Origin of the sequence: Bacillus sp. FSL K6-3459, from assembly GCF_038003305.1 — a bacterium.
Lineage (GTDB): Bacteria > Bacillota > Bacilli > Bacillales > Bacillaceae > Bacillus > Bacillus pumilus_O.
This window is the reverse complement of sequence record NZ_JBBOOW010000001.1, coordinates 921,209-945,403: the sequence shown is the minus strand read 5'-3', so window position 1 is coordinate 945,403 and position 24,195 is coordinate 921,209. Positions and strand designations below refer to the sequence as shown.

Genomic DNA, 24,195 nt, shown 5'->3' with positions numbered 1-24,195 from the left:
ATGATATGGATGAAACGTGAGGCTTATGAAACTGGCACTAGTACGCCTGTAAAAGAGAACCAATCGTTACTCTCATTATAAAAAAGGGGTCAGGCCGAATACATTAGACAGATCGTCAACTGATTGAACACCATCATAAGACACTTTTCTTGATACCTTGGCAAAACCGCTAACGTCGATTTCCTTGCAGGAATTCATAAGCAAGGATCGCAAATTCAAGCGCCTGTCGTTTCGGCGCCTGCATCATATCCTCACCAAGCAAGGCATGCAATTTATCCAGTCTATGATAAAGGGTTTGCCTGACAATATAAAGCTGGCTTGCGGTTTCTTTTTTAGAGCCATTTGTCTGTAAAAAGATATTCAGCGTTTGATAGAGTCTTCCGCTATTTTGATTATCGTATACAATCACGGGCTCTAAATACTCTTTCACCATACATTCAAGCAGACCGCTTTCCTTCATCATCGGCATGAGACGGAGCATATGGAGATCTTGGTAAAATGGGCTTTCCACCCGCTGAGGCATCACTTTTTTTAAATACAGCACTTCTTTGGCTGCTTGAAAGCTTTTTCTCATGAGCTGAAACTTTTCACAATATTGACCGATACCAAAATTGATCTCGGTTCCTCGGGGCTGCTCTCGGTTATACAATTGTTTGATGTCGTTTGCAGCCTTTTCTGCACGCGCTTTCCAATCCTCTTTCTTTCTCGTGTTTAATAAAATAAACAAGGTTTGTTCTTGATGCTCATATGCAATCAGATGGAAACCCGCACGCTGAAAAATGGAACGGCAAGAGACAAGAAAGTAAAGATTCCCTGCGATTTCTTCCATTTGATGATGCTTTTGAAAGAGCAAGACTACGCAGCCAGTTGGCTTTTTCACCCCTTCTGTTTCTTCAAGGTGCTCTATGATCTCTTGTTCTGTATGCTCTTCTTGAAACCATTTTTGCAGCCATTCATTTTCTTTTGTCTTTTTCAGCTCTTCTGTATAAAGCTCTCTTAATGTTTGCTGGGCTAGAGCATTCGCTCCTTTATCCATGACTAGCAGTTCGAATTCTGAGAGCGTGTCTGCTTGATGAATGAGCACAAGATCTGCAAATGTTTGTTTGAGCGCAAGCACTTGTTTTTGTGTCACTTCGTATCCTTTTGGCACGGAAGCAAACTGCAAATAATTCATGACCAGTTCTTCGGTTTGTTTGGAAGAATCACATAAAATAATCGGCTCGCCCTGAACAGGAATGAGTAAAAGAATCCCCCTAACGTGCTGATACACTTGATCCAAAATATCCATCTGCGGATGCGGGGTCAGTAAAAGCTCATTTAGCTTTGATGATAGTGCTTCTAAATCAGCCATCATTTGATACTGACGCTCGATCATCATCGTATGAAGATGCTGCGTGATGTTGACGAACTTCACTTCTTTTGTAAACAGAATAAGCGGAAAATCTCTCTCTTCTGCATAAGTCAGTAATTCTTCCGGCACTTCAAATCTTAGCGGAACAAATTCAATACACAAGCCGGCCGCCCCTGAATCAATCAATTGGCGTAAAAACGCTTGAAACACATCCAGTTGATCATGGAAGCCTGCGGCTGTCGTTAAGATCAGCTCGCCTCCATTTAACAAATCCTCTACATCAGGCACTTCTAACACATGTATCCATTTGACCTGCCGAAACAACCCTTTTTCCCCTGCTAACACTTTTGCATGTGCAAAATGTTTCGTTTTCAACACGTCACTCACTTGGAAATGAACATCTACATTCATTCATATGTCCCCCTTTGTTTGCCACCTATCCCCTATCCCAGAGGGTGCATGGATAAAATCCATAATAAAACTGGTAATGTCACAATACTTAAGATGGTACTGAGAAATGTCGTGCTTGAGACAAACTCAGGCTTCGTTCGAAATTGTACTGCCATCAGCGTGGTATTTGCTGCTGTCGGCATGGCTGCCACTAAAATCATAATTTGTTTCACCATATCATCTACCGGTAAAATAAGCGTAAAGCCAAATGCGATGAGTGGGGAGATAAACAGTTTCAGCAAAACTGCATAAGAAATATTGCGATAATCTACTTGCTTAAAAGAGATCACAGCAAGCTGCATGCCTAAAATAAGCATAATCGTCGGTATGGCAGCATTCCCCACAAGCTGAATACCCGTCATCAGCTCTTTAGGTAATGAAAGGTCAATCAGCTGAAATAATAGACCGATGAACGCCCCGTAAGCAACTGGCATACGCAGCACTTTTTTCAAAACGACCTTTCCGTCTCCCGCATCCTCACCGCCCTTTGCTGCATAATACATGCCGATTGTACTCATGACAAGCTGCTGCAGCACCATCAACACGATGGCAATATCCAAACCTGCTGCTCCGAAGACAAGCAGCACAACAGGCGTACCATAATTTCCATTGTTCATAAAAGTTGACGACAGAATCATGGCGCAATACGTTTCATTCGAATACCCATAAATACGAGATAAAATAAAGACACATAAAATAAGTGCAAGACAAAGCCCGACAACAAAAATGGATAAATACACATAGTCCATCGACACTTTGTTTTGATAAAAGGTTTCAAACGCAAGAAATGGTGACATTAAATATAAAGACATTGATGAGAGTGTATGTATGTCAAAACCAATCGCCTTCTGCCCGATATACCCGATCAGGAATATGCCGAACACTGGCAGTAAGACAAGTAAAAACTCCATGCTGCACCTACTTTTCTCTAGTTGTATTCCAGATTCCTTCTGCTCCTCATTATCATACCACTGATAAACAATAAAAAAGAAGCACCCTTATGAAAGGCTGCTTCTTTCCTCATCCATATAAAACACTTCCCACAAATGACCATCTAGATCCTGAAAGCTCCATCCATACATAAACTCATGGTCCTGCTTTTCCTTAAACGGTGAACCGCCTGCCGCTATTGACTGCTCAACAAGCTCATCGACCTCTTCTCTTGAATGAACGCGCATAGAGATTATCACCTCTGATGCTTTTTTTGCATCCACTAATTGTTTCTCTGAAATGGACTGAAAATGCCTAAGAGATAACAGCATGACAGTGATCGCATCATCAATGACCATACAGGCCGCCTGATCATTCGTGAACTGCTGCTCAAATTCAAAGCCCAGCTGCTCAAAAAAAGCGATAGATTCCTTCACATGATTTACCGGCAAATTGATATACAGATGTTTAGATTGTCGCCCCATGTTCCTCTCCTTCTTGAACACATAATCTCCTTTCAGTATATTCAGCTTTTTCTCCAGCATCCCTTTGGCCATTGAAAAAATCTGATGTCATCAAAAAGAAGCGCCTCAACAATAGGCGCTTCCTTCATTATTTCTTATATTCAATATGGTACACGTCTCTTCTTCGGTCTTTCAGCTGACGTACAGTCCCATCTTGTCTTTGTCTTCTTAAAATTTCTAAATCGACATCACCTACGACGACCATCTCAATGTTTGGGTTACACTCTCCTACAATCCCATCTCTTGCAAATTCAAAGTCTGATGGGGCGAAAATAGCCGATTGTGCATATTGAACATCCATATTTTCAGTTTGCGGAAGGTTGCCAACTGTTCCAGAGATGACGGTATAAATCTGGTTTTCAACCGCTCTCGCTTGTGCACAGTAACGTACCCTTAAATAGCCTTGGCGGTCTTCTGTACAAAACGGAGTAAAAATAATTTTCGCTCCTTTATCAGCTGCGATCCGTGCAAGCTCAGGAAATTCAATATCGTAGCAAATTTGGATCGCAATTTTGCCGCAATCCGTATCAAATACCCTGACTTGATCACCAGCTGAAATCCCCCACCATTTTCTTTCGTTCGGCGTGATATGAAGCTTATATTGCTTTTCAATCGTTCCATTACGTCTAAATAAATAGGCGATATTGTAGATTTTCCCTTCTTCTTCCACGAAGTGAGAACCGCCAATGATATTAATGTTATATTTCACAGAAAGGTCTGTGAACAAATTAATGTAGTCCTCTGTATATTCCGTAATTCGCTGCACAGCAAGACTTGGTGACCGCTCTTCTAAATAAGACATGAGCTGCGTCGTGAAAATTTCTGGGAATACGGCAAAGTCAGCTGATGCATCTGATGCGACATCCACATAATACTCGACCTGATTCATAAATTCTTCAAAGGAATGAATTTGTTTCATTGCATATTGAATCACACAAATTCGAACAGGGAATGCCGATTTATAGTACCTTTTCGATTGCGGGCGATAATCGACATTGTTCCATTCCATTAACGTTGCATATGTGCTGGATGCTTTATCATCTGGCAAGTAATTCGGATTGATCCGCATAAGACTAAATTCATTTAACAACTGAAAAGATAAAACGGGATCATAGATTTGATGAAGCATGACCTGCTCCACATACTGGCGAGGCGTCATTTCCTCTTGGTATTTATGATAGTTCGGAATGCGTCCGCCAATGATGATGCTTTTTAAATTTAATCTTCTTGCTAAATCTTTTCTCGCTTCATACAAACGATGTCCAATTTTCATTCTTCGGTACTCAGGACTCACCATCACTTCGATTCCGTACATATTCATCCCATCTGGATTATGGTTTGTGATGTACCCATCATCTGTAATGTCCTGCCACGTGTGGCGATCATCGTATTCATCAAAGTTAATTAATAAACTTGAACAAGAGCCAATGATTTCCCCCTCGAATTCAGCACAAAACTGCCCTTCTGGGAAATGCTCAAGATGGCTTTCAAGATGCTCTCGTTTCCAAGGATCCATGCCTGGAAAGCATACTTCTTGCAAGGCAATGATTCGGTCAATATCCTCTTCCCGAATATTACGGATCACCATTCTTTTTTCAAATCGTGTTAAGTCTAGTTTTTCTGCCATGATGTTTTTGCCCCCTTACTGATCCTCTTTTTCAAGCTGATGGAATAGCTGGAGCAATTCGATTTCAGCCATGGATTCTAATCTGACATCATATTCTTCAAATTGCAGCGTGCTCGTCACTTTGTTTGGAACGATCACACATTTCATACCTGCTCGTTTGGCAGCTACTGATCCATTCACAGAATCCTCAAATGCCACGCAATCTTTTGGCTCGACTCCTAAGCAGCGTGCGGTTTGCAAATAGAGCTCTGGATTTGGTTTCACTTCTTCCACATCATCTGACGTGCGGATACATTCAAAGTAGTCGAAAAGACCAATCTGCTTCAGGTGATCAGACACCCATTTATAGTCTGAGCTGGAAGCAAGTCCAATCTTGATCCCGAGCTCCTTTGCTGCCTCTAAATAAGCTTCTACGCCAGGTCTTGCTGATTCGTCCTTCATTCTTTGTTGGAACCGAGAACGCCGATCTGCTGTAAGTGTCTCATGATCCAGCGTCTTCCCTAGCTGCTTTTCCAAATATTCAAATGGCTTAAAGCCTGCCTGCGTACCAATGACCTTGCCCCATACAGAAAGAGGCAGATCTGATTCATGCTCCGCAAACATTTCTTGTAAAACCTCATATTCATGTGTTTCTGTATCTAAAATTAATCCGTCGAAATCAAATATAATCGCCTTTACCAACGAGGCCACTCCTTTTTTTTACAAAAGTCTTAAACATATACACAATGCTATCATATCGTGAATAAAATTGACTTTCAAAGATGAATGTCTGTTAAAATGATTATGTATAAAAGGAGCCTGCATCGTTTGTCAGGCTCCTATCCGTGTTCGGTTCATTCTGCAAGAGATCCAAGCGCTCCGATTCGTGGAGAAATAGGCGATGTTGAAAAAGAGCGGGTTTGGTATTACAGATCTTAAAGGTTTCTCCGTTCCCTTAAAAATAGTATGTGCGAGCGCCTTGTAAGTTAACAAGGAAGTTCACACCATCTTTTACGCATTTTGAAGGTGACGGCTAGCAAAATCGTCTAGATCAAAAGGAAAAGAAAAGCCGCAGGCATTGACCTGCTCACGGTTTCGCTCGAATAGCTCACGATCTCGTTTGGTGAGATGTCGTTTCGGTTTTACAATAATGGTATGTAATAGCTGAAGTCCCGATAAAATACGAAAAGCATCATCCATCGTTCCGTTATATACACCATCAATAAAGGTAAGGGAGCGATTTTTTTGACGCATATCCCGCTGTTGTCCATTGACAGCATGAGAAAGAAGATCTTCAATATCCTTTGATATTTCTTCAATTGCCTGCTCTTGCAGGTCTGTAGCAGCTTTCATTAATCTCACGTGACATCTACCTCTCTGTCGTTATTTCTCCATTCAGAATAGCACAGAAAAAAAGGCATTCGCCAAGGTAAGTGTTTCCTATATATACCCATAGAGAGGAACGGATATCATGATCATAAAAGGACACACGCTCTCGCTAAAAGTAGACGAGCAATATCATCATACTTCACTCAGTCATTTTTTAAAGACAGCCGTATCTGCATCAAAACCGATTATTCATTTTTGGATGGAGAATCAAAAGGTTCGTTTAAATCAAAAGCCTGCCCATCATGCGGCTAAAGTCAGTCAAGGCGATCAAATCATCATTGATTTATTTGAAACAGAAGAAAGTGATGTGACACCGGAATACGGTGAATTAGAGGTACTCTTCGAAGACGAGCATTTATTAATTGTACAAAAACCTGCCGGACGACCAACTCATCCGAATGAACAAGGACAAACTGGCACACTGGCAAATCTTGTAGCATTTCATTTCCAAGCAAATGGAGAAGAAAAGCGGGTAAGACATATCCACAGGCTAGATCAAGACACAAGCGGAACCGTCATTTTTGCAAAGCATAGATTAGCTCATACGGCTCTTGATCAAATGCTTTCTAAAAAAACAATTAAACGCACATATATCGCCATTGCAGAGGGACTTTTCAAAAAGAAGAAAGGCACCATCGATGCAGCGATCGGCCGTGACAAACACCATGCGGTCAGACAAAGAATCTCCCCTACAGGGCAAAAAGCTGTGACTCATTTTCAGGTCATGGACAAGAATAAACGTCTGCAACTAACAGCGGTTAAACTACAACTAGAGACGGGTAGAACGCATCAAATTCGTGTCCACCTTAGCAGTCTCGGGCACCCACTAGCTGGAGATACGTTATATGACGGAGTTCGTGAATATATCAACAGGTGTGCTCTTCACGCCAAGCAAGTTGACATGGAACATCCTTTTACAGGTGAGCATCTGATCATAGAAGCTCCTTTACCACCTGATATGGACCAACTCATGAGTCAAATCATCCATTAACAAAAGAGCCTGCGTAAGAATGCAGGCTCTCAGATTGTTGACAAAGGGCTAAAATGATCTTGATTTTAGCCCTTTGTCTCTTTTTCTTTATTTAGACACTCTTTTTGCATACATAATATACCGCTCTGGCGCATTACCGACGAAATGAAAAGGATAGCATGTGGTTAATATCAGCTCTTCCTTTTCATTTTGCAACGTAATGATGGATGTATCATGCTGATCAACAATTTTCGTATGTGTGATTTCATATATAAATTCACCATACGGCACAGTGATTTTCAGCTGATCTCCAATATCTAGTTCGCCTGTCCGGCGAAACACCGTGTCACGGTGACCAGAAAGGACAATCTGTCCATTTTGATCCGGATAATAACTGTCTTTGTAGTGTCCTACTCCCTTTGCAAGATCATCCGCATCTGTCCCTTCGACAATGGGAAGGTCTGCTTTTAATTTTGGAATCGTCAGGATGCCAGAGGCTTTCCCTATTTCAGGAGCAAACTGCTTCTTGGTCATCCCTTGATCGGTCGCCACGACTTTCTTCGCTTCGTCTAATGATTGGGCTGTTTGAAGATGAGTCGATGCGATTTGCCATATCCCCCAGCCGAGTAGCACAATCCCGGCTGTCATCACAATCAGTGCAAGCCATTTTTTCATGCTTAAACTCCTTTGCCTGTTACATTTCTCTTAGATGATACGCTTTTTAGCTTGCTGCTTTTTCTTCTTGTTTTGCTTTTTGAATTCGTCCCTCTTTTTGATACACAATGGAAGCTCCCTCAAAGCTTTTCACAAAATCGACAGTAGCTTCTAAGTCTTCTGGGCCAGTTTCAGGGTTTTGTCCAAGCCTGCCTATTGGTGCATATTTACTGCCAGTTGCTGTTGCCATGAAGTTATTCACAGTGAGTGTATACGTTTGATCGAAAGCTACGGCTGAACCATTTGGCAGCTTCAAGTCGACTACTTTATATGTTACAGGATCATAGGAATATGAAAAGCCTGAAATGCTATAATCTGGTCCAAATTGTGGAGAAATTTGTGCTTCTATGATTTCTACTAAGTCTTTTCCCTTGATCTTTAGTTTGACTAAAACGTTGCCAAATGGCTGAATATTAAAGAGATCTCCCCACGTTATCGGCCCTTTTTCAAGGTTTTGCCTAATGCCGCCTCCATTCATCATGGCAAAGTCACTTTTCATTGAATATCTCATACCATCCGCAATCAAATTACCGAGCGGCGTGTCTCCATCATTTGAATAGCCACCTTCCATTTTGACCCCGGCTTCTCCAACAACCTCACTAATAATCGGCTCCACTTCTTTCCCGTAATGAGCCAAGATGTCTGCCGCTTCCTTGTCCATTTCTATACCGGCCTGATCTACATACTGGATATTTGCACTCTTTTTGACGATATCCTTCGTTTTACGGTCAAGTGTCACATTGACTTCGCCAATCGCCTTCCCGTATTCAAAGGCTTGCACAATTAATTTTCCATTGACCTCTCCATTGACCACTTCGTGATTATGTCCTGCAAAGATGACATCAATTTCATCATCACCTTCTTTGGCAAGCTTTGCACTCTCTCCAGTGATGGTATCTCCATTTTGAGAGGCTGTCATATGAGCTAAAACCGCTATAGCTTTCACTCCTTTTTGCTTTAATTCCTTCGTGGCTTCATTGACGGCTTTGACTTCATCTGTAAACTGAATGTCTTTAATTCCTTCCGGCATGACCATTCCTGCCGCTGACTTGGTCACAACGCCGATAAATGCGACTGGGATTCCTTCGACATCAATGATTTCATAAGCTGGTAAAAGCGGTTTTCCAGTATCCTTGTATTCACAGTTCGCACAAACGAGCGGAAAGTTCTGTCCGTCATACCCCTTTGTACCTTTAGGATGATCTCCACCATTTAAGATACGCAATAGCTCGTCTACCCCTTCATCGAATTCATGGTTGCCGACCGTGCCGACATCAAAGCCAATGTTCTCCATGAGTTCAACGGTAGGTTCATCTTGCAGAAGAGAAGATATTGGAGAGCTCCCGCCAATCATATCTCCAGCATGGACCGTAATCGTATTTTTGTGCGCTGCTTGTTTTTGCTTCATATAGGCCGCGACATAATCCATTCGTCCATACATGCCTTTATTGCCATCACCTTTTAGATCTAGCTCGTATTCCTGATCAATTTTACCGTGTAAATCATTCATACTTAAAATCGTTAATGGCACTTCTCCCGCTTCCTTTACCGGCTCGTAACCAGCCTGCTCTGCTTCTTCTTTGGAAGCAAAAAAGATCCGTTTATCCACATCGACTTCTTTCCATTTGTCAGGGGACACGTAGGTTTTGACAGATGAGTCACCAACATAGCGTGTCAGTCCTTTTTTCTGTTCACGTGCTCTAAATTCAAATGGCTGTTCCAGCAGAGGATCCGTTTCGTTCCATATGCCAAGCCCTTTTTCCTTTGCTTCTTTTACTGCATTTTGAAACGTATGATAGTCCTTTTCATCTCCAACTGGCCAGATGAAATAAGTAGGGGCATATCCTTTTTTCACAAGCTCTAGATTTGTATTTAACCCTTTTTTGGTTTTTACTTGAGCTAAAAGACGTCCATAGTGATCCTTCGCTTCAGGACCAATCTTTAATGTGACTTGGTCACCACTCGAAAGAAGTGTTTTTAAATAGTCAGTCGCTTGCTGTCCAAACCGCAATTGGTTTTTGTCTAATTCACTTTTTGGCTGATGATAGGTTTCCGGCGTGTCCATATTTACAAAACGTACCTTTGTTGTACCTAGAACGGGCTTCTTTAGATGAATCGTATCTCCATCCACCACACGGTCAACCGTTGCTTTGTATTCTTTCTTCATCTTTGGCGGCTTTGGCTGGCGTTTCAGCAGGTTGATATCATCCTTATGTCTTGGAAGCACCTGCAACGTATCATACCTGCTTAACACCCCTGTAAACTCGTACCATTTCCCTGTCTTTACTTTATCAATTGCATTCGTATCGACCATCACTCTCAGAGTGGTGCTGTGATATTTTTTATCAATGATCACCACATTGTATCCACCGCCAGCCGGCTGTTCTGGTTTTGTCTCTACATAGCCTTTGACCTTTACTAGTCTTCCTTCATGTTTATCTGCTTGGTCCGTTTCTAACTGCTTCACAGACACTCGCTTCGCCTTTGGCAAGGTTTGGTTCACAGCATCTATCTTCAGACTGCCTTGATCTGGCACAATTTCAATCAGTCCTTTATAAGTTGTGATTTTACCAGTCACTGTCACCTTCATACCTGCTTTTAGTTCCGGGAACTGATTGAACTGGGCTGAATAAACATTAATTCCAGCTGATTTGTCTTGAATGTATGTGGACAGTTTTCCATTGCCTATAGCTGATTGATCTGCTGTCACAATGCCGCTCACTGTCACAGTCTCTCCTATGAGCTGACGAGCTTTTTTAATCTGAACAATCTTATTTTGTTTCCACACCATTTCTTTCTTTTCCGATGCACTGACCTCGCTCCTTGCGGACATGCCAGGCAATAAGGACTGCAAACTAAAGATCACCAAAACCAAACAACAAATCATTCGAATAGATAGCATTCGTTTCATTAGACCTCTCCCCTTTGCGCTTCATCTCTCATAGTGTACAAAGTAAATATTGATGTTGAATGGATTTCATGTAAAACTTGTTTTTTTTAACTCATCGGAAAGGTAATAATCACTCGTGTTCCCTCAAAGTTTTTGCTTTCAAAACGAATGTTGCCGCCATGGCTTTCGATGATTTTAATGGTCATCATTAAACCAAGACCTGTCCCCTTTTCTTTTGTTGTATAAAATGGTTCACCGAGTTTCCCTATTTCGTCCTCTGGTATTCCCTTTCCTTGGTCTTCAAAAATCAACATCATCTGATGATCTTTCATGAGAGAGGTCACCTTGATGACACCTGTCACACCATCCATCGCTTCTATTCCGTTTTTTAGGATGTTTAAGAAGACTTGTTTCAGTTCATTCGGAATGCCTTGAATGTTAGGGAGCGATGGAGACAGCTTTTTCTGAATGGACACGCCTTTTAAGACCGCCTGAGATTCAACAACCATGATCACTTCTTCGAGCAGAAGATTGACATGTACCGATTCAAATTTCACCGATTTGCTTCTCGAAAGAACGAGAAATTCATTAATAATCGACTCGAGCCGATTAAACTCAGACATCATCACATCTGCATAACCTTTCTGATACTTTTTACTTTGAATCATCAGCTGTAAAAACCCTTTTAATGAGGTCAGCGGGTTCCGTATCTCATGAGCGATACCTGCTGCAAGCTGTCCTACTGCTGACAGCATCTCTGATTTCATCAGCATCTTCTCTGACTGCTTTTGATTGGTAATATCCTCTGAAATCCGCATGACGGTTGACTGCATTTTGTCAGGGTCATCAATTCGATGTAAAGAGACTCTCTCCCATCGTTCACGTCCACATAAATCTTGAAAGTACAACTCACCTGTCCAGCTACCTTCTCTTAAACAAACCTTCCATTGTTTCTCTAAATCATCACATTGACATAGTGAATGATAGACGGAAAAAATATCTTTGCCGATCAGGTCATATTCATGCTGCTGGACAAACTGACAGAAACGCTGGTTCACACATTGAATGACCCCTTCCTCAGTTGCCACAACAATATGAATATGGCTGTTATCAAGTGCCGTCACCGCTAGATGAAGCGACTGCTTAATTTTCGTTACTTCAGTCATTTTCATCCAAGTCATCACCGCTCCTTCATGTTCTTCATCGAAGATGGGTGTGAGGTGAACCGTGAATTGCTCGCCTTCGTTCGTTTCAATTTCACGTTCGATCACGCGCCTTTCCGATATGACGGATTGGATATCATGATAGAGCGTTTCCTTCGTAAGCTTTTTAGCCATCGACTGAAAGGATTGCTGATGTCTGATTTTCGCTGAAGTAAATAAAGAGGCAGCTGTAGGAGTGTAATAGCGAATATTCATGTCCTTGTCCACAAACAGCGTTGCAAGCTCCGGCTTGACAGAGGGTTTGTAAAGTTCTTCTCTTGTCACCCTCAAATTGTTTATGATATTAATAAAATGCTCGTGCTTTTTCTCAAACTCCTCTAACTGCGCGTGTTTCTCTTTTAATTGAGCCCTTGCCTCCTGCTCCTTTTGTTTGACTTCATTGAGTTCATTTTCCAAATCGACAATACGCTGTTGATAGACTGAATTCTGATCTGACATCCCTACGTCCCTGCCGTTCTTTTGATTTTTTCCTCTCTCATTCATTCGAATGAGGATGACGTAAACTCCCTTAAAACGGCGGTCAAAACTTTTCACGGTAAAATCTGCATACTGCTTACTACCTTCATCTGAAATGAGAACATGTTGAAACACAACCTCTGTCTCGTCTGTCCACACCTTTTGAAAGGTTTGACTGAGCATCTCTTTCATATAATCAGGTGTCACATATTCACATGATTGACCTGACACTTCTGTATGATCTAAAAAAGAATACGCACCCTTTGATACTGCCAGGATTTTGTCACTATCATTGATGACTATACATGCATCATAATCCTTGCTTACTTCTTGCATATATTGTTCGGCTCGCGCTTTCAACTCGAAATCACGAGTGTCTGGTGTCCAAGAGACATGTGGTTTTGAAACGGTTGAATGGGTGTAAATGTTCCATTTTTCATTGAACAAATGAAACAAACGAGGGATATTGGGTACAGTTTCATTTGGCCCTAATATTAATATCCCTTCATCTTTTAAAGCATATTGGAATCGGGACAATACTCGTTTTTGTACTTCAGGCTGGAAGTACATCAGAACATTTCGGCAACTGATAAAATCGAGGTGGATAAAAGGTGAATCGATCAATAAATTATGAGGTGCAAAGACAATATGTTTTCTAAGCGACTGCTTCACAATAAAAGCGTCACCTTTCCTTTCGAAATATCGCGCCCGCCATTTTTCCGGCATCCTTGCCATAGACTCTACTGTGTAGAGACCTTTACTAGCTGTTTGAATGGCTTTCCGGTTAATATCTGTTGCAAATACTTGAAGTTCAATGGTCACTTGTCTTCGCTTCATTTCTTCTATAAATAAGATCGTAAAAGAATACGCTTCCTCTCCTGTCGAACATCCAGCTATCCAAATACGGCATCGAGATTTCCCGTTTTTCACCGCATTTTCAATGATCGATGGAATGATTTGATGTTCACATACATGAAAAGCCTCCATATCTCTAAAGAAAGATGTCATGCCGCTTAGAAGCTGTACGTGCAGAAGGTCAAGCTCATCGGGTTCTCTTTCTAATAAGTAGTCATACTCTGCTAACAATGAAATCCTTTTTTTGGCAACCTTCATTCGTTTTTGAATGACAGATAGCAACCTTTTCCTTTCATAGGTTGAAAAGGCAATGCCTTTATACATTTCAAGTCGTTCAATAATTCTCAGTAAAACAGGATCTGCCTCATCAATGTGCGGAACATTCATGATGTTGGAGATGTATGCCGCAAGGGTGGAAGGGTCCTTGAATGATTGTTGATACAAAGTATCAAAACCACTTTCTTCCTCACTGCACGATAAAGCTGTACCGCCCTGCTCAACCAACTGAAGCAAGCCACTTCCCACGCAATGACCTTTTTGAAAGAAAATTGCATAAGCCTCCTCCTTTTGAACGCTGGCAAGAGACTGAAAAAGCAAGTCCACAGAACAACCCATGCACGCCGGCAGCTGTTCTGATAGGTGCAGCCGCTGATCTTCTGTTAACGTCACTACCGCATGCTGTGGACAAAAATAAATCGTCTTCTTCATGACTTTCTCACCATGTTTAATCGTTTTTGCCCGGTAGCCAATCGGCAAAACAAGTGCTTCCAAATCAGTTATACAATCGCCTGTCACATGATTTTGCACAACAATAAAAGAGGCATTTAATTCATGTGGAAATGATTGAAAGAAAGCCTCAAGATGATGCTGTTCAAACGGCGAAACACCGATGCCAATCACTGGTGTCTGCACATGTTCGTCTTCTATCAAACGATTAATGATTTTGTCCTGCATCTGGTACCCCCATGTTCATTCGTCTGATACTTTTTTTCGACAAAAAGGAAGAAAACCCTCTAATTGTAAATAATGTTTTTTGCATGAAAGAAGGAAAACATCCTCACATTAAAACAGATTGTATAAATAGAAGGAGGAATCTCAAGTGCAAAACGATCAACAACCAATGTTTCAAGGGAGCACCCCCCAGCCTGAACTCAATCATGGCGGACATGAATTATTTGACTTACATGAAATTTTAGCCGGCACAATTAATATTTTGGATCAGTATATGATCCTACGGCAGTTTATTCAAGATCCTGCATTATCCGACATCTTGGATCGACAATACCAATTCGTCTTATCTCAGTACAATGTCACTGTAGATTGTTTTTCTACTGGACAAAAGCCTAGTGAAGAAACCGCTACTTATATGATGAAAGAACACACACAAGTGACATACGGGATCAAGCCTTCTCAGCCGAAGAAGCCGAATCAAACATTACAGGATGTCAAAGATTTGGGCATCACAGGGCATATGCTCAGCCTCGTCAAATCACATGCTGGATTACTTTCCATGTCAGCATTAGAAGTAACGAATCCAGTTGTCAGACGTGTGCTTGCTGCGCAAATCCCAAATTTTATCGAAATGGCGTATGAAATTTTTTTGTATCAAAACAAGCATGGCTACTATCAAGTCCCGCAGCTTTCCAGACAAGACATGACGGCCATGACATCCGCTTTTGCACCGCTTCAAGGGCAGGTTCAAATGCCGCCAAGCAAAGCGAATCAGCAAAAGCCTCTTCATTAAAAAAACGGCTGGCCATTTTCACTGGTCAGCCGTTTTTTCTTTGATATATCTTGTGAAAATAATCTTCAAAATCTGCGAGCCGTTGCCCTGTTGCCTGTTCAAAGCCTTTAGCAAATAGACCTGTTTTCGCCGTTTCGTGCATGATCTCATGTATGATATCTCGTCCGTAAAGCTGCACCAGCTCATAGATCATATAGTAGCTTTGTACATAAACATCTGTCTCATACGTCATCCGGGAGTCCTGCCAATCTTGATCAGAATGAAGAGACTGAAAGGGAATGACGTCGAACCGTTCAGACGTGGCATTTAACACGTCATAGGCCGTCCATTCTGCTGTTCCCTCATGGAACCAAAGGGGGAAGATCACCGGAGACACTTCGTAAGAATGAACTTTTTCATAGAAAACAAAGTGAGCATATTCATGAATCAATAATGTGTTGAAAAAGTATAAAGGCAGTGTCTCTTTCTTCAATAATGCTTCCCGTTTATCTGGATATAACCCTATCATTTGATCATGATCAGAATAAAAACCCGTAATATGCTTGATCCCAGCAAATTGCTCAATTGTTTCTTTATCATCAAAATAAATAATGTCTAAAGGTTTGTCAGTTTCATATTGAAACACTGACGCTGTCCTCTTCTTTGCCTGATCCACCGCCTCAATTGTCAAATCAACAAAAGCGTCCTCTTCCTCTGCATAGTATATTCTAATATGTTCATAGACTTGCTTATTGAGCCCCTCCGTTAAAATCGTTTTAGGAGAAGACTGCTGCTCTAAATATTGTCCTGTCAGTTGAAACGCAACATAAATCAAGTACGCGGTGAAAGCATAAAAAATGAGACCTGCTGCTATCATTCCGCCTACAAGCTTTTTATGAATCATTGACGGCTTGGCTTTCATTTGCTCCCCACCCGAATTCATCCTGCAGCCTCTTTCTCTTTCTATGAAGAAACAAAGATCAACAAGAGGTGATATATTTTTTACTTTATGCAGTCAGGTGCGCAAGGTGCGGTTCCAAACAAAAAAGCCGCATATGACATACGGCTTTTGTCGTAGCTATTTTGATTCAGGGAAGACACGTCTAACCGTTTCAGTAAATTCATCGAAAAATCCTGAGATGGGCTCTCCGCTTTTAATACGTTTTCCGTACCCTTCCATGCGATCGACAAAGTCTGGATTCGCAGATACATACACATTGTCGATTTGTTGATCTGTTGATTTCACTTTATCAGAAATTTTCTTCTTCAAATCATCTGTCACATTACCGCTTTTATCGCCTTCAAGCATAACGGCAACAAATGCATTCTTTCCTGTAACAAGTACGTTCGCTGTTTTTACTTCAGGCATGTTGGCTACAAGCTCTGACGCTTTGTCTGCCACTTTGACCTTCTGAGGTGTTTGAACATCTGGCTGATCCTGCCTCATGTTGTCATTCTTATATGTGACATTTTCATACTGTCGTTTCATTGTTCCTCTTCGCTCATCGCCCTGGTTGTTCATACCACATCCAGTGGTGATCAATGCTGGAACGAGTAGTAAAGATAGCATCCATTTCTTATTCATCATTTATTCCCTCCTTTTGCTCTTAGGTTTTTCATCCAGCCGACTTTTTATGCATACATCCTCTCTTTCAGTGAAATGAATTCATAATTCATCTTTGTTTGGTCATCCTAAACATGATGAAGAAGTATCATCACGATCAATTGGAGGGATTCGTTTGTTTAAAAAAAGAAAAGGCATGAGCACTGGCGCAATGATCGCAGTATCAACAGCCATCATTGCATTATTTTCCCCTGTTTTACGAAGAAGGCTGAAAAGCATGACGCAAATGAATATGTCTTCAATGATGAAGGGAAAAGATCAACAGCACCATGACTCGCCTCGACACGAGTCGCACGCACAGAAAGAATCAAAGGGCACTGCGGAAATCGGACAAATGATGAAGCAAGCATTCACTGCTGTACAGCCGAATCATACGAATCAACACCAATCAACATCAAGAAACCATCAGCCAAGAGAGTCCTATGCACAGTCTCTCCACATTGATGAAAGTGTCATGAATGTAATGGATGATGAATCAATTCAGCAAGTAATCAATGACATCGAGCACAAATAAGAAAACAGGAGCCTTCATGTATAGAGGCTCCTGTTTATTCTTCTGAAAAATGCTCTTTCACCATCACAGAGAAGAAAGGTAAAAAAGCGATTTCAACTGTTGTCATAAAATCACCATAAGCTTCTACTATGATCAAAAGCTCTTTATCGTCTTGATTGTCCTTTTTTATCTCTACCTGCTGCACGGTTTTAAAATCATAAATGCCTAAAATAGATCCATCTTTTTTTCGAACAGCCTTTAACGTAAATTCTTGACTTCCAAGGTACATCGTGACGACGAAGCGCTCGTCTTGATTCTCAAATCGAAATGTCAGGTTTTGATATTCAATCGGCATCCCTTTCTCGAACCTTTCATCAGGCTCCGTTTCAAAAAAGAAAGCAAGTCCGGTTCATCTGGGAAGCGTTTTCCATGCATGTGTTTCGATCCCCTCATAAGTGAAATTTTTATTAATTATCCTTTTTCCCCTTTTCTTTTGCAACAAATTTTAGTAATTTTAAAAAGGTGATTTAATTTTGCTAAGAGACCTCTTTATTAATTTAACAATTCTTGTCACTTTCCATTATTTATTTATGCTTGTGTTTAAAGAGAATTTTCTAAAGAAAGAAGATACCCTGCTCAGACAACTATGCAAAGGCATTCTTTCTGGGTTACTCGGTGTCCTCTTAATGTTCTTCTCTATCAAAGCTGGACCAGCTATCATCGATTTAAGACATATCCCCCTTATTTTAACGGCCTTTTACGGAGGCATTGCCCAAACCATCATTGCAGCCGTTGTTGTGATCATTGGTCGATTATTAATCGAAGCCAACATCGCTTCTTTCATCAATATTTTTTCCATGATGATCATTGCTACAGCTTCTTTTTTAATTGCTGAACGACATATGAATCATGTTGTAAAAATGCTTTTATCCATTACGATCGGTAATGTGATTGCCACAAGCCTGTTTATCATAATCGTGCATGAGACATCATTTGAACTGCATTTTACTTATTGGATGTTCTCATATATTGCAGGTTTGTTTAACTTTTACGTCATTGAACATCAAACAAAAGCATATCAGCTGTTGAATTTGTATAAATTCCAAGCTCATTATGACTTTTTAACAGGTGTTTTAAATAAACGGAAGTTCGATGAGGTCTTAAATGATGCTTTTTCGATGAAATTTAAGCAGCCTATCCATCAAATGTCCCTTATTTACATAGACATCGATTACTTCAAATCCATCAATGACCAATATGGACATCATGAGGGAGATATGGTTTTAAAAGAAGTCGGAAAAAGGCTGATCAAAAACACAAGAAGCTCTGATTATATTGGCAGGATCGGCGGCGAGGAATTTGCTGTCTTTCTACCAAATTGTACAGTTGAAAAAACATGGCAGATTGCAGAACGCTTACGGAGAAAAATAGCAGATCAGCCGATTTATTTACAAAATGGTATGTCCATTCATATTACAGTATCACTTGGGTGTGCATATTACTCTGGGACAAGTCCAGACATCAAACAATTACCGATTATAGCTGACCAGGAGCTCTATAAAGCGAAGCAGTCTGGCCGAAATCAAGTGAGCTTCTCAGGGAGAAAAAGAGGCCAATAAATATAGGCTTTTTCCTCAATTTGTTAGCGCTAATTATTTTTAAAAAAGTTTTCGTATAACAGTTGTTTTTTCCCGCAAACACTGGTAAAGTAAAGGTAATTATTTTTGTTCGTATCATCTTTAAGAAGAAAGTTTTGAAAGAGTTTTCGTCTTTGAAGTTTGTGTAAGAGCAAGAATAGTGAATTTAAGCGTTAAGATCGCTTTAGGAGGAAATTTCATGTTAGAAGGTAAAGTAAAATGGTTCAACTCTGAAAAAGGTTTCGGATTCATCGAAGTAGAAGGTCAAGACGATGTATTCGTTCACTTCTCTGCTATCCAAGGCGAAGGCTTCAAAACTTTAGAAGAAGGTCAAGCAGTTTCTTTCGAAATCGTTGAAGGTAACCGTGGACCACAAGCTGCTAACGTTAACAAAGCGTAATTTAAGAGCATCTGCTCTTTAGCACTTTATAGAGTGAAGGAAAACCGCTTGGCTTCTGCCGGCGGTTTTTTTGTGCCATAAAAAAGGAGAACCTGACGAGAGGTTCTCCTTTTTTATTTGTCCTTCTGCTTTAGCTTCTGCAAAGCAGATCGATACATATCATCATTCATTTTTGTCTCTGGTTTTTCTTCTTTGACAGGTGGTTCTGGCTGCTTAAACTTTTGAAGCGCCTGTCTATAGAAATCATCGCCAGACACTCGTTCATCCGTTTGAGAAGGCGTTGACGCTTCCTCTTTTACTTCAGGCTCTACAGGTCTCGCCGCAACTTCTGACTCGCTGCGGGGCACGTCAGGCTGATTGGGCACATCTTCGTTGATCTCTTTCTTCTCAACCGAAGCGTGTCTGACATTGAATGTTACTAATCCGATAATGACTAGAACAGCAGCTACTAACGCTACAATAATCGTCGCCAAAAGAACCCTCTCCTTATCGCTTAAATGACGCAGTGACTGATGCTACACGTCTTCCTAATGCTTTTCCGAGTTCAATGCCTTCTGTCGAAATCACTTCATCAGAATCAATCGGACATGTCACACCTGCTCCATAGTAAGAGCCGTATAAAGCATTCTCTGGCACATTTCCAGGAAGACCAACAACAAGCATTCCTTGATGGAACATTGGGGTAATCAAATTATGCATCGTCATTTCTAAACCGCCATGCGTTGTAGCAGTTGTACAGAAAACGGCACCGACTTTATCGATTAATTTTCCTTCTGCCCATAGGTAGCCAAGACGGTCAATCCATGTCTTTAATCCAGAACTAATGGTTCCAAAGTGACCAGGGCAGCCCCAAATGATCGCATCCATTTGATCGAGTTTGCGAATATCTGCATCTTTCACATGATCAACAAATACTTCAGCCTGCTCTGTTTCACCTGCACCCGCTGCAATTGCTTCTGCTAGTGCTTTTGTATGGTCACCTTCACTATCGTATACGACATAAATTTTCATGTACGGTCCCTCCACACTTATCTTGCATCTTGGTTTGCTTCCTTAGGTGCTGGAAGCAGTGTCATTTCTTGTTTTTTAATCTGCTGATCTTTTCGCTTTTTATCCTTACGTACATCACGCAGGAACAAGCTGAGAATAACACCAGCGGCACAGAATAACGTTACCCACATGTAAGCATCATTGATACCCATTACATTTGAATCAACCTGTGCTTTCGTAAAGAGCTGGGTGGATACATATTTTTGAGCAGCTTCAGCTGTCATACCCATATGATGCATCACATTCGACACAGCCGCTTGGAACGAATTCATAAAGAACGGGTCCGCTGTATTTGTTTGATCCGCCATATTCGAATAATGGAATGTTGTCCGATTCGTATAAATCGTTGTGATCAAACTCGTACCGATCGAACCGCTGATTTGTCTTAATGTATTAGACATCGCTGTACCATGGCTGTTTAAGTGCTGTGGTAATTGGTTCATCCCAGCTGTCATCACAGGCATCATAAGTAGTGACATACCAAATGCACGAACTGCATACATGAGCACAATGTGACTATATGATGTATCAATCGTCAGCCTTGTAAACTCGAATGTGGTGACAACGGTAATGAGCATCCCCACAATCGCAAGTGGACGAGGTCCAAATTTATCAAACAAAATCCCTGAAATCGGGGACATAATCAGCATCGCAAGTGCCCCTGGAAGCATTAATAGCCCGGATTGCAATGCCGTAAACCCAACAAGGTTCTGCAGATAAATTGGTAGTAAGAACATCCCAGTATATAAGGCAACTGTAATAATAATATTAATGACACTTGATAGTGAGAAAATACTGTATTTAAACACTCGGAAATCAAGCATCGGATTATCAGCTTTCAGCTGTTGGAAAATAAAGAGAATGATCGCAATCGCACCAACAATAATCGTCGATAAGACGATCGGGTCTGTCCAGCCATCACTTCCGGCTTCACTCACTCCGTATAGAAGCGAAGCAAAACCAACGATGGAAAGAATCGCACCAAGGCTGTCCAGCTTGATCTTTTTAGGCTCTACAATATTTCTAAACATAAAGAAAGCCGCGATAATGACAATTGCTCCGATTGGAACAAGTCCATAAAACATAATACGCCAAGAATAATGTTCAATAATGTAACCAGATAATGTTGGTCCTACCGCAGGAGCAAACATCATCGCAAGACCGAAAATCCCCATTCCTTTCCCTCTGTTTTCTGGAGGGAAAATAAAAAGGATTGTTGTCATCACGAGTGGCTGCAAGATACCGCCGCCGACTGCCTGAATCAACCGGCCGATGAGCATGGTCGAAAAGTTCGGGGCAATCCCGCAAATAAAAGTCCCTAAGGTAAACGAGATCATGGCTACTAGGAATAAGCTACGCTGTCCAAAGCGTGTGATTAAAAACGCAGATAACGGAATGAGCACACCGTTGACAAGCATATAACCGGTTGTAAGCCACTGAATCGTCGTTGCACTCACATTAAATTCAGTCATTAAATGGGGCATGGCTACGTTCAGAAGCGTTTGGTTCAAGATCGCGACGAACAAGCCGGCCATTAAAATGATCAGTAAAGACAAGGAGCCTGCTCCCTGTTTTGTTGCTGCAGGTTGATTTGCCATCTCAGACAACCTCCTTTCATTTTTTGATATCAATCATCATTAAGATGAAATTTTGACAGAAGCATTCATACCAGGAAGTACTTTGTCTGATGGATTTTTAATTGAAATTTTCACTGCTACTTTTTGTGTCACTTTTGTATAGTTACCACTTGAGTTTGTTGCTGGCAGCATGTTGAATGTTGAGTTTGTCGCATAACCAATTTGTTCAACTGTTCCTTCAAATGTTGTATCAGGATCACCATCTACCACGATGTCGACTTTGTCGCCTTTTTCAATGTTTTTAATATCTGTTTCTTTGATATTCGCTGTGATGTAAAGCTTACTTAAATCAATGGTTTCACCAAGAACTGTACCAGGCTGCACTTGTTGATTGTTTTGTACTTCTTTTTTGACTAATGTGCCATCAGCCACTGATTTAATGTTTGTTTTTGTTTCTCCTTCAACTTTTGCAACTGTGCTGTCTTTTTGCACTTCGTCACCTTCGTTGATATCCCAGCCTTTGATTTGTCCAGCTGCTGGTGCTGTGATTTGATACATATCACCTGTTACTTTTGCCTCGTCAGTTTTGACAAAATTTGTGCTTTCGTAATAGTAATAAGCACCTCCGGCAATAATGGCAAGAATTACAATAAGGCCAATAATGTTCGTTAGCAATAAACGCCCTCTGTTCATGTTTTGTTTCTCCTTTCATGTATAAAAATATAGTGTCATCTGCTTTAGCAAACTTAGAATGCCCATCATCTGACAGAATATGAAGCAAGCTCATAAAACTGTTATTTCTCCTTCATCTTCCCCGCATGAATAATGGTGTGCAGCCCATTTATACTTATTGTTCACTCATGAGCAAAGAGTAGAAAAAGAAGAAAAGACGATCGGCATCTTTTTTGAAAAACTTATATTTAACAAGATTAAATATTAATAAATGAAAATTGAAATGTCAAAGAGAAAGTTTTACTTTTTTTCTGGTGATCCCTTCCTTCTCCATACAAAAAACCCTTCAGCCCTTATACTGAAAGGTTTTTTCAAATGTGCTATTTATGAAAGAACTTCTTCCTGCTGAAAAAATTTTTTTAGGGCGAGAAAAACATCTGATTTTTGCTTCAAAATATAATGCTTAAATTTTTCATCCTGTATATGCTTATATGCTGACATTAAGGTAGAATGCCGGTTGTATTGATTCACTTCACCATAACAGAATAAATTAGCTTTTTTCATAATTTCAGAAACAAGCTTTACGCACCGTGCATTGTCTGAGGTCAAATTGTCCCCATCAGAAAAATGAAAAGGATAAATATTATATCGCGACGGCGGATAACGTTCGTCTATGAGCTCTAGCGCTTTTCGATAGACAGAGGAGCAAATCGTTCCCCCGCTCTCGCCGCGCGAGAAGAAATGCTCTTCATCGACAACCTTCGCCTCTGTATGATGGGCAATAAATTCAATATCGACCGTCTCATACTTTGTCCGTAAGAAACGTGTCATCCAAAAGAAAAAACTTCTCGCCATATATTTTTCCCAAAGCCCCATACTTCCGCTCGTATCCATCATTGCCAAAACGACGGCTTTCGACTCTGGTTTGGTCACTTCATTCCACGTCTTATATTTGATATCCTCTGGGTAGATTGGATAAAAGGAAGGGCTACCTGTCATTGCATTTCGTTTAAATGCTGAGAGCATCGTTCGTTTTTTATGAATATTCCCTGTTAACCCGGTTTTGCGAATATCATTAAACTCAATTTGTTCAACAATGATGTCGTCAAGCTCCTTTTGTTTAAGGTTTGGCAGCTCTAATTCCTGAAACAGTGCTTCCTCAAGATCCATTAATGAGACCTCTGCTTCGTAATAATCCTCTCCAGCCTGATCTCCTGCGCTCTGCCCCTTTCCTTGCCCTTGCTTACTGTCTGATCCATCACGTGCGACAATATCGCCTACCTCGCTATCTCCATCGCCTTGACCCACATGCTTATTTTTATCGTAGTTGTACCGAATTTTATATTCATCTAACGAACGAATTGGAATTTTAACAACATCTTTTCCATTAGACATGATAATGCTTTCTTCTGTGACAAGATCCGGCAAATTGTTTTTAATCGCTTCTTTGACTTTTTTCTGATGACGCTGCTGGTCGTCATAGCCTTTTCGATGGAGGGACCAGTCTTCCTGAGATACAATAAACTGACTTTTTTCTTGCCGGGACATCCATCCCCCTCCTCACCTATTTTGCACAATTCTTCTAACCACCAATTCCTTTATCTTATGCTGCTCGTCACCCAAGTTGACGGTCATTTCTAAAAAAGACATTACCGGTGCAA

General features: G+C 40.9%; 22 protein-coding genes. 5 read left to right on the top strand and 17 right to left on the bottom strand.

What is annotated here, in order from left to right; all coding sequences use genetic code 11:
- Window positions 1-169: 169 nt before the first annotated feature.
- The 6 genes from MHI35_RS04555 to MHI35_RS04530 form a co-directional block, all read right to left on the bottom strand.
- Window positions 170-1,762: a PucR family transcriptional regulator gene (locus MHI35_RS04555; protein ID WP_335348947.1), complete on the bottom strand. Its 1,593-nt coding sequence runs from the start codon at window positions 1,760-1,762 to the stop codon at window positions 170-172.
- Window positions 1,763-1,794: 32 nt separating this feature from the next.
- Window positions 1,795-2,712 carry an AEC family transporter gene (locus MHI35_RS04550; RefSeq protein ID WP_335348948.1) on the bottom strand — a complete coding sequence of 306 codons (918 nt, stop codon included), beginning with the start codon at window positions 2,710-2,712 and terminating at the stop codon, window positions 1,795-1,797.
- Window positions 2,713-2,799: 87 nt separating this feature from the next.
- Window positions 2,800-3,216: a VOC family protein gene (locus MHI35_RS04545; RefSeq protein ID WP_335348949.1), complete on the bottom strand. Its 417-nt coding sequence runs from the start codon at window positions 3,214-3,216 to the stop codon at window positions 2,800-2,802.
- A 127-nt stretch (window positions 3,217-3,343) separates the two neighbouring features.
- Window positions 3,344-4,882, bottom strand: a complete 1,539-nt coding sequence (locus tag MHI35_RS04540) for a bifunctional GNAT family N-acetyltransferase/carbon-nitrogen hydrolase family protein (protein ID WP_335348950.1) — start codon at window positions 4,880-4,882, stop codon at window positions 3,344-3,346.
- Window positions 4,883-4,897: 15 nt separating this feature from the next.
- Window positions 4,898-5,563, bottom strand: a complete 666-nt coding sequence (locus MHI35_RS04535; RefSeq protein ID WP_012009393.1) for an HAD family hydrolase — start codon at window positions 5,561-5,563, stop codon at window positions 4,898-4,900.
- Between the two features lie 309 nt (window positions 5,564-5,872).
- On the bottom strand, window positions 5,873-6,223 hold the full coding sequence (locus MHI35_RS04530) for a DUF5365 family protein (RefSeq protein WP_144522414.1): 351 nt from the start codon (window positions 6,221-6,223) through the stop codon (window positions 5,873-5,875).
- A gap of 109 nt (window positions 6,224-6,332) precedes the next feature.
- Here MHI35_RS04530 and MHI35_RS04525 point away from each other — a divergent pair, with 109 nt between their 5' ends.
- A complete protein-coding gene (locus tag MHI35_RS04525) occupies window positions 6,333-7,241 on the top strand; it encodes an RluA family pseudouridine synthase (RefSeq protein ID WP_335348951.1) in 909 nt (302 codons plus the stop codon).
- Between the two features lie 87 nt (window positions 7,242-7,328).
- Here the strand turns inward: MHI35_RS04525 and MHI35_RS04520 are convergent, their stop codons facing one another.
- The 3 genes from MHI35_RS04520 to MHI35_RS04510 all read right to left on the bottom strand — a co-directional run bounded on the left by MHI35_RS04520 (window position 7,329) and on the right by MHI35_RS04510 (window position 14,312).
- Window positions 7,329-7,895, bottom strand: coding sequence for a class D sortase (locus MHI35_RS04520; protein ID WP_211064392.1), 567 nt, complete (start codon window positions 7,893-7,895; stop codon window positions 7,329-7,331).
- Window positions 7,896-7,941: 46 nt separating this feature from the next.
- Complete coding sequence (locus MHI35_RS04515; RefSeq protein WP_335348952.1) at window positions 7,942-10,845, bottom strand: 5'-nucleotidase C-terminal domain-containing protein; 2,904 nt, start codon at window positions 10,843-10,845, stop codon at window positions 7,942-7,944.
- An 86-nt stretch (window positions 10,846-10,931) separates the two neighbouring features.
- Entirely contained in the window at window positions 10,932-14,312 is a 3,381-nt protein-coding gene (locus tag MHI35_RS04510) for a CheR family methyltransferase (RefSeq protein ID WP_335348953.1), read from the bottom strand.
- A gap of 145 nt (window positions 14,313-14,457) precedes the next feature.
- Here MHI35_RS04510 and MHI35_RS04505 point away from each other — a divergent pair, with 145 nt between their 5' ends.
- On the top strand, window positions 14,458-15,102 hold the full coding sequence (locus MHI35_RS04505; protein ID WP_211064395.1) for a spore coat protein: 645 nt from the start codon (window positions 14,458-14,460) through the stop codon (window positions 15,100-15,102).
- Window positions 15,103-15,127: 25 nt separating this feature from the next.
- Here the strand turns inward: MHI35_RS04505 and MHI35_RS04500 are convergent, their stop codons facing one another.
- Both MHI35_RS04500 and MHI35_RS04495 read right to left on the bottom strand, forming a co-directional pair.
- Window positions 15,128-16,003 carry a hypothetical protein gene (locus MHI35_RS04500; RefSeq protein WP_211064407.1) on the bottom strand — a complete coding sequence of 292 codons (876 nt, stop codon included), beginning with the start codon at window positions 16,001-16,003 and terminating at the stop codon, window positions 15,128-15,130.
- A 156-nt stretch (window positions 16,004-16,159) separates the two neighbouring features.
- The gene (locus MHI35_RS04495; protein ID WP_186325057.1) at window positions 16,160-16,669 is read right to left on the bottom strand and encodes a YhcN/YlaJ family sporulation lipoprotein; all 510 of its coding nucleotides are present in this window, start codon (window positions 16,667-16,669) and stop codon (window positions 16,160-16,162) included.
- 151 nt (window positions 16,670-16,820) lie between these two features.
- Between MHI35_RS04495 and MHI35_RS04490 the strand changes: the two genes are divergently transcribed.
- Entirely contained in the window at window positions 16,821-17,219 is a 399-nt protein-coding gene (locus MHI35_RS04490; protein ID WP_144522407.1) for a spore coat protein, read from the top strand.
- Between the two features lie 34 nt (window positions 17,220-17,253).
- Here MHI35_RS04490 and MHI35_RS04485 read toward each other — a convergent pair whose 3' ends face one another.
- Window positions 17,254-17,553: a hypothetical protein gene (locus MHI35_RS04485; RefSeq protein WP_249407504.1), complete on the bottom strand. Its 300-nt coding sequence runs from the start codon at window positions 17,551-17,553 to the stop codon at window positions 17,254-17,256.
- A gap of 178 nt (window positions 17,554-17,731) precedes the next feature.
- On the opposite strand from MHI35_RS04485, the gene MHI35_RS04480 reads away from it, so the two are divergent.
- Together MHI35_RS04480 and cspB are read left to right on the top strand one after the other, a co-directional pair.
- Entirely contained in the window at window positions 17,732-18,817 is a 1,086-nt protein-coding gene (locus MHI35_RS04480; RefSeq protein ID WP_211064396.1) for a GGDEF domain-containing protein, read from the top strand.
- 217 nt (window positions 18,818-19,034) lie between these two features.
- Complete coding sequence (gene cspB, locus MHI35_RS04475) at window positions 19,035-19,235, top strand: cold shock-like protein CspB (protein ID WP_003212277.1); 201 nt, start codon at window positions 19,035-19,037, stop codon at window positions 19,233-19,235.
- 113 nt (window positions 19,236-19,348) lie between these two features.
- Here cspB and MHI35_RS04470 read toward each other — a convergent pair whose 3' ends face one another.
- From MHI35_RS04470 to yhbH, 5 genes are all read right to left on the bottom strand, one after another.
- The gene (locus tag MHI35_RS04470; RefSeq protein WP_144522405.1) at window positions 19,349-19,708 is read right to left on the bottom strand and encodes a hypothetical protein; all 360 of its coding nucleotides are present in this window, start codon (window positions 19,706-19,708) and stop codon (window positions 19,349-19,351) included.
- 13 nt (window positions 19,709-19,721) lie between these two features.
- On the bottom strand, window positions 19,722-20,246 hold the full coding sequence (locus MHI35_RS04465) for a flavodoxin family protein (protein ID WP_034663787.1): 525 nt from the start codon (window positions 20,244-20,246) through the stop codon (window positions 19,722-19,724).
- Window positions 20,247-20,263: 17 nt separating this feature from the next.
- Window positions 20,264-21,883 (bottom strand): DHA2 family efflux MFS transporter permease subunit, encoded by a 1,620-nt coding sequence (locus MHI35_RS04460; protein ID WP_211064397.1) that lies wholly within the window; start codon window positions 21,881-21,883, stop codon window positions 20,264-20,266.
- 39 nt (window positions 21,884-21,922) lie between these two features.
- Complete coding sequence (locus tag MHI35_RS04455; RefSeq protein WP_144493787.1) at window positions 21,923-22,555, bottom strand: HlyD family efflux transporter periplasmic adaptor subunit; 633 nt, start codon at window positions 22,553-22,555, stop codon at window positions 21,923-21,925.
- A gap of 363 nt (window positions 22,556-22,918) precedes the next feature.
- Window positions 22,919-24,082, bottom strand: coding sequence for a sporulation protein YhbH (gene yhbH, locus MHI35_RS04450; protein ID WP_144522403.1), 1,164 nt, complete (start codon window positions 24,080-24,082; stop codon window positions 22,919-22,921).
- Window positions 24,083-24,195: the final 113 nt, after the last annotated feature.

Bases quoted from the DNA above. Each gene is read 5' to 3' on its own strand.
- MHI35_RS04555 (WP_335348947.1), bottom strand. From the start codon at position 1,762: ATGAATGTAGATGTTCATTTCCAAGTGAGTGACGTGTTGAAAACGAAA.
- MHI35_RS04550 (WP_335348948.1), bottom strand. From the start codon at position 2,712: ATGGAGTTTTTACTTGTCTTACTGCCAGTGTTCGGCATATTCCTGATC.
- MHI35_RS04545 (WP_335348949.1), bottom strand. From the start codon at position 3,216: ATGGGGCGACAATCTAAACATCTGTATATCAATTTGCCGGTAAATCAT.
- MHI35_RS04540 (WP_335348950.1), bottom strand. From the start codon at position 4,882: ATGGCAGAAAAACTAGACTTAACACGATTTGAAAAAAGAATGGTGATC.
- MHI35_RS04525 (WP_335348951.1), top strand. From the start codon at position 6,333: ATGATCATAAAAGGACACACGCTCTCGCTAAAAGTAGACGAGCAATAT.
- MHI35_RS04520 (WP_211064392.1), bottom strand. From the start codon at position 7,895: ATGAAAAAATGGCTTGCACTGATTGTGATGACAGCCGGGATTGTGCTA.
- MHI35_RS04515 (WP_335348952.1), bottom strand. From the start codon at position 10,845: ATGAAACGAATGCTATCTATTCGAATGATTTGTTGTTTGGTTTTGGTG.
- MHI35_RS04510 (WP_335348953.1), bottom strand. From the start codon at position 14,312: ATGCAGGACAAAATCATTAATCGTTTGATAGAAGACGAACATGTGCAG.
- MHI35_RS04500 (WP_211064407.1), bottom strand. From the start codon at position 16,003: ATGAAAGCCAAGCCGTCAATGATTCATAAAAAGCTTGTAGGCGGAATG.
- MHI35_RS04495 (WP_186325057.1), bottom strand. From the start codon at position 16,669: ATGATGAATAAGAAATGGATGCTATCTTTACTACTCGTTCCAGCATTG.
- MHI35_RS04485 (WP_249407504.1), bottom strand. From the start codon at position 17,553: ATGCCGATTGAATATCAAAACCTGACATTTCGATTTGAGAATCAAGAC.
- cspB (WP_003212277.1), top strand. From the start codon at position 19,035: ATGTTAGAAGGTAAAGTAAAATGGTTCAACTCTGAAAAAGGTTTCGGA.
- MHI35_RS04465 (WP_034663787.1), bottom strand. From the start codon at position 20,246: ATGAAAATTTATGTCGTATACGATAGTGAAGGTGACCATACAAAAGCA.
- MHI35_RS04460 (WP_211064397.1), bottom strand. From the start codon at position 21,883: ATGGCAAATCAACCTGCAGCAACAAAACAGGGAGCAGGCTCCTTGTCT.
- MHI35_RS04455 (WP_144493787.1), bottom strand. From the start codon at position 22,555: ATGAACAGAGGGCGTTTATTGCTAACGAACATTATTGGCCTTATTGTA.
- yhbH (WP_144522403.1), bottom strand. From the start codon at position 24,082: ATGTCCCGGCAAGAAAAAAGTCAGTTTATTGTATCTCAGGAAGACTGG.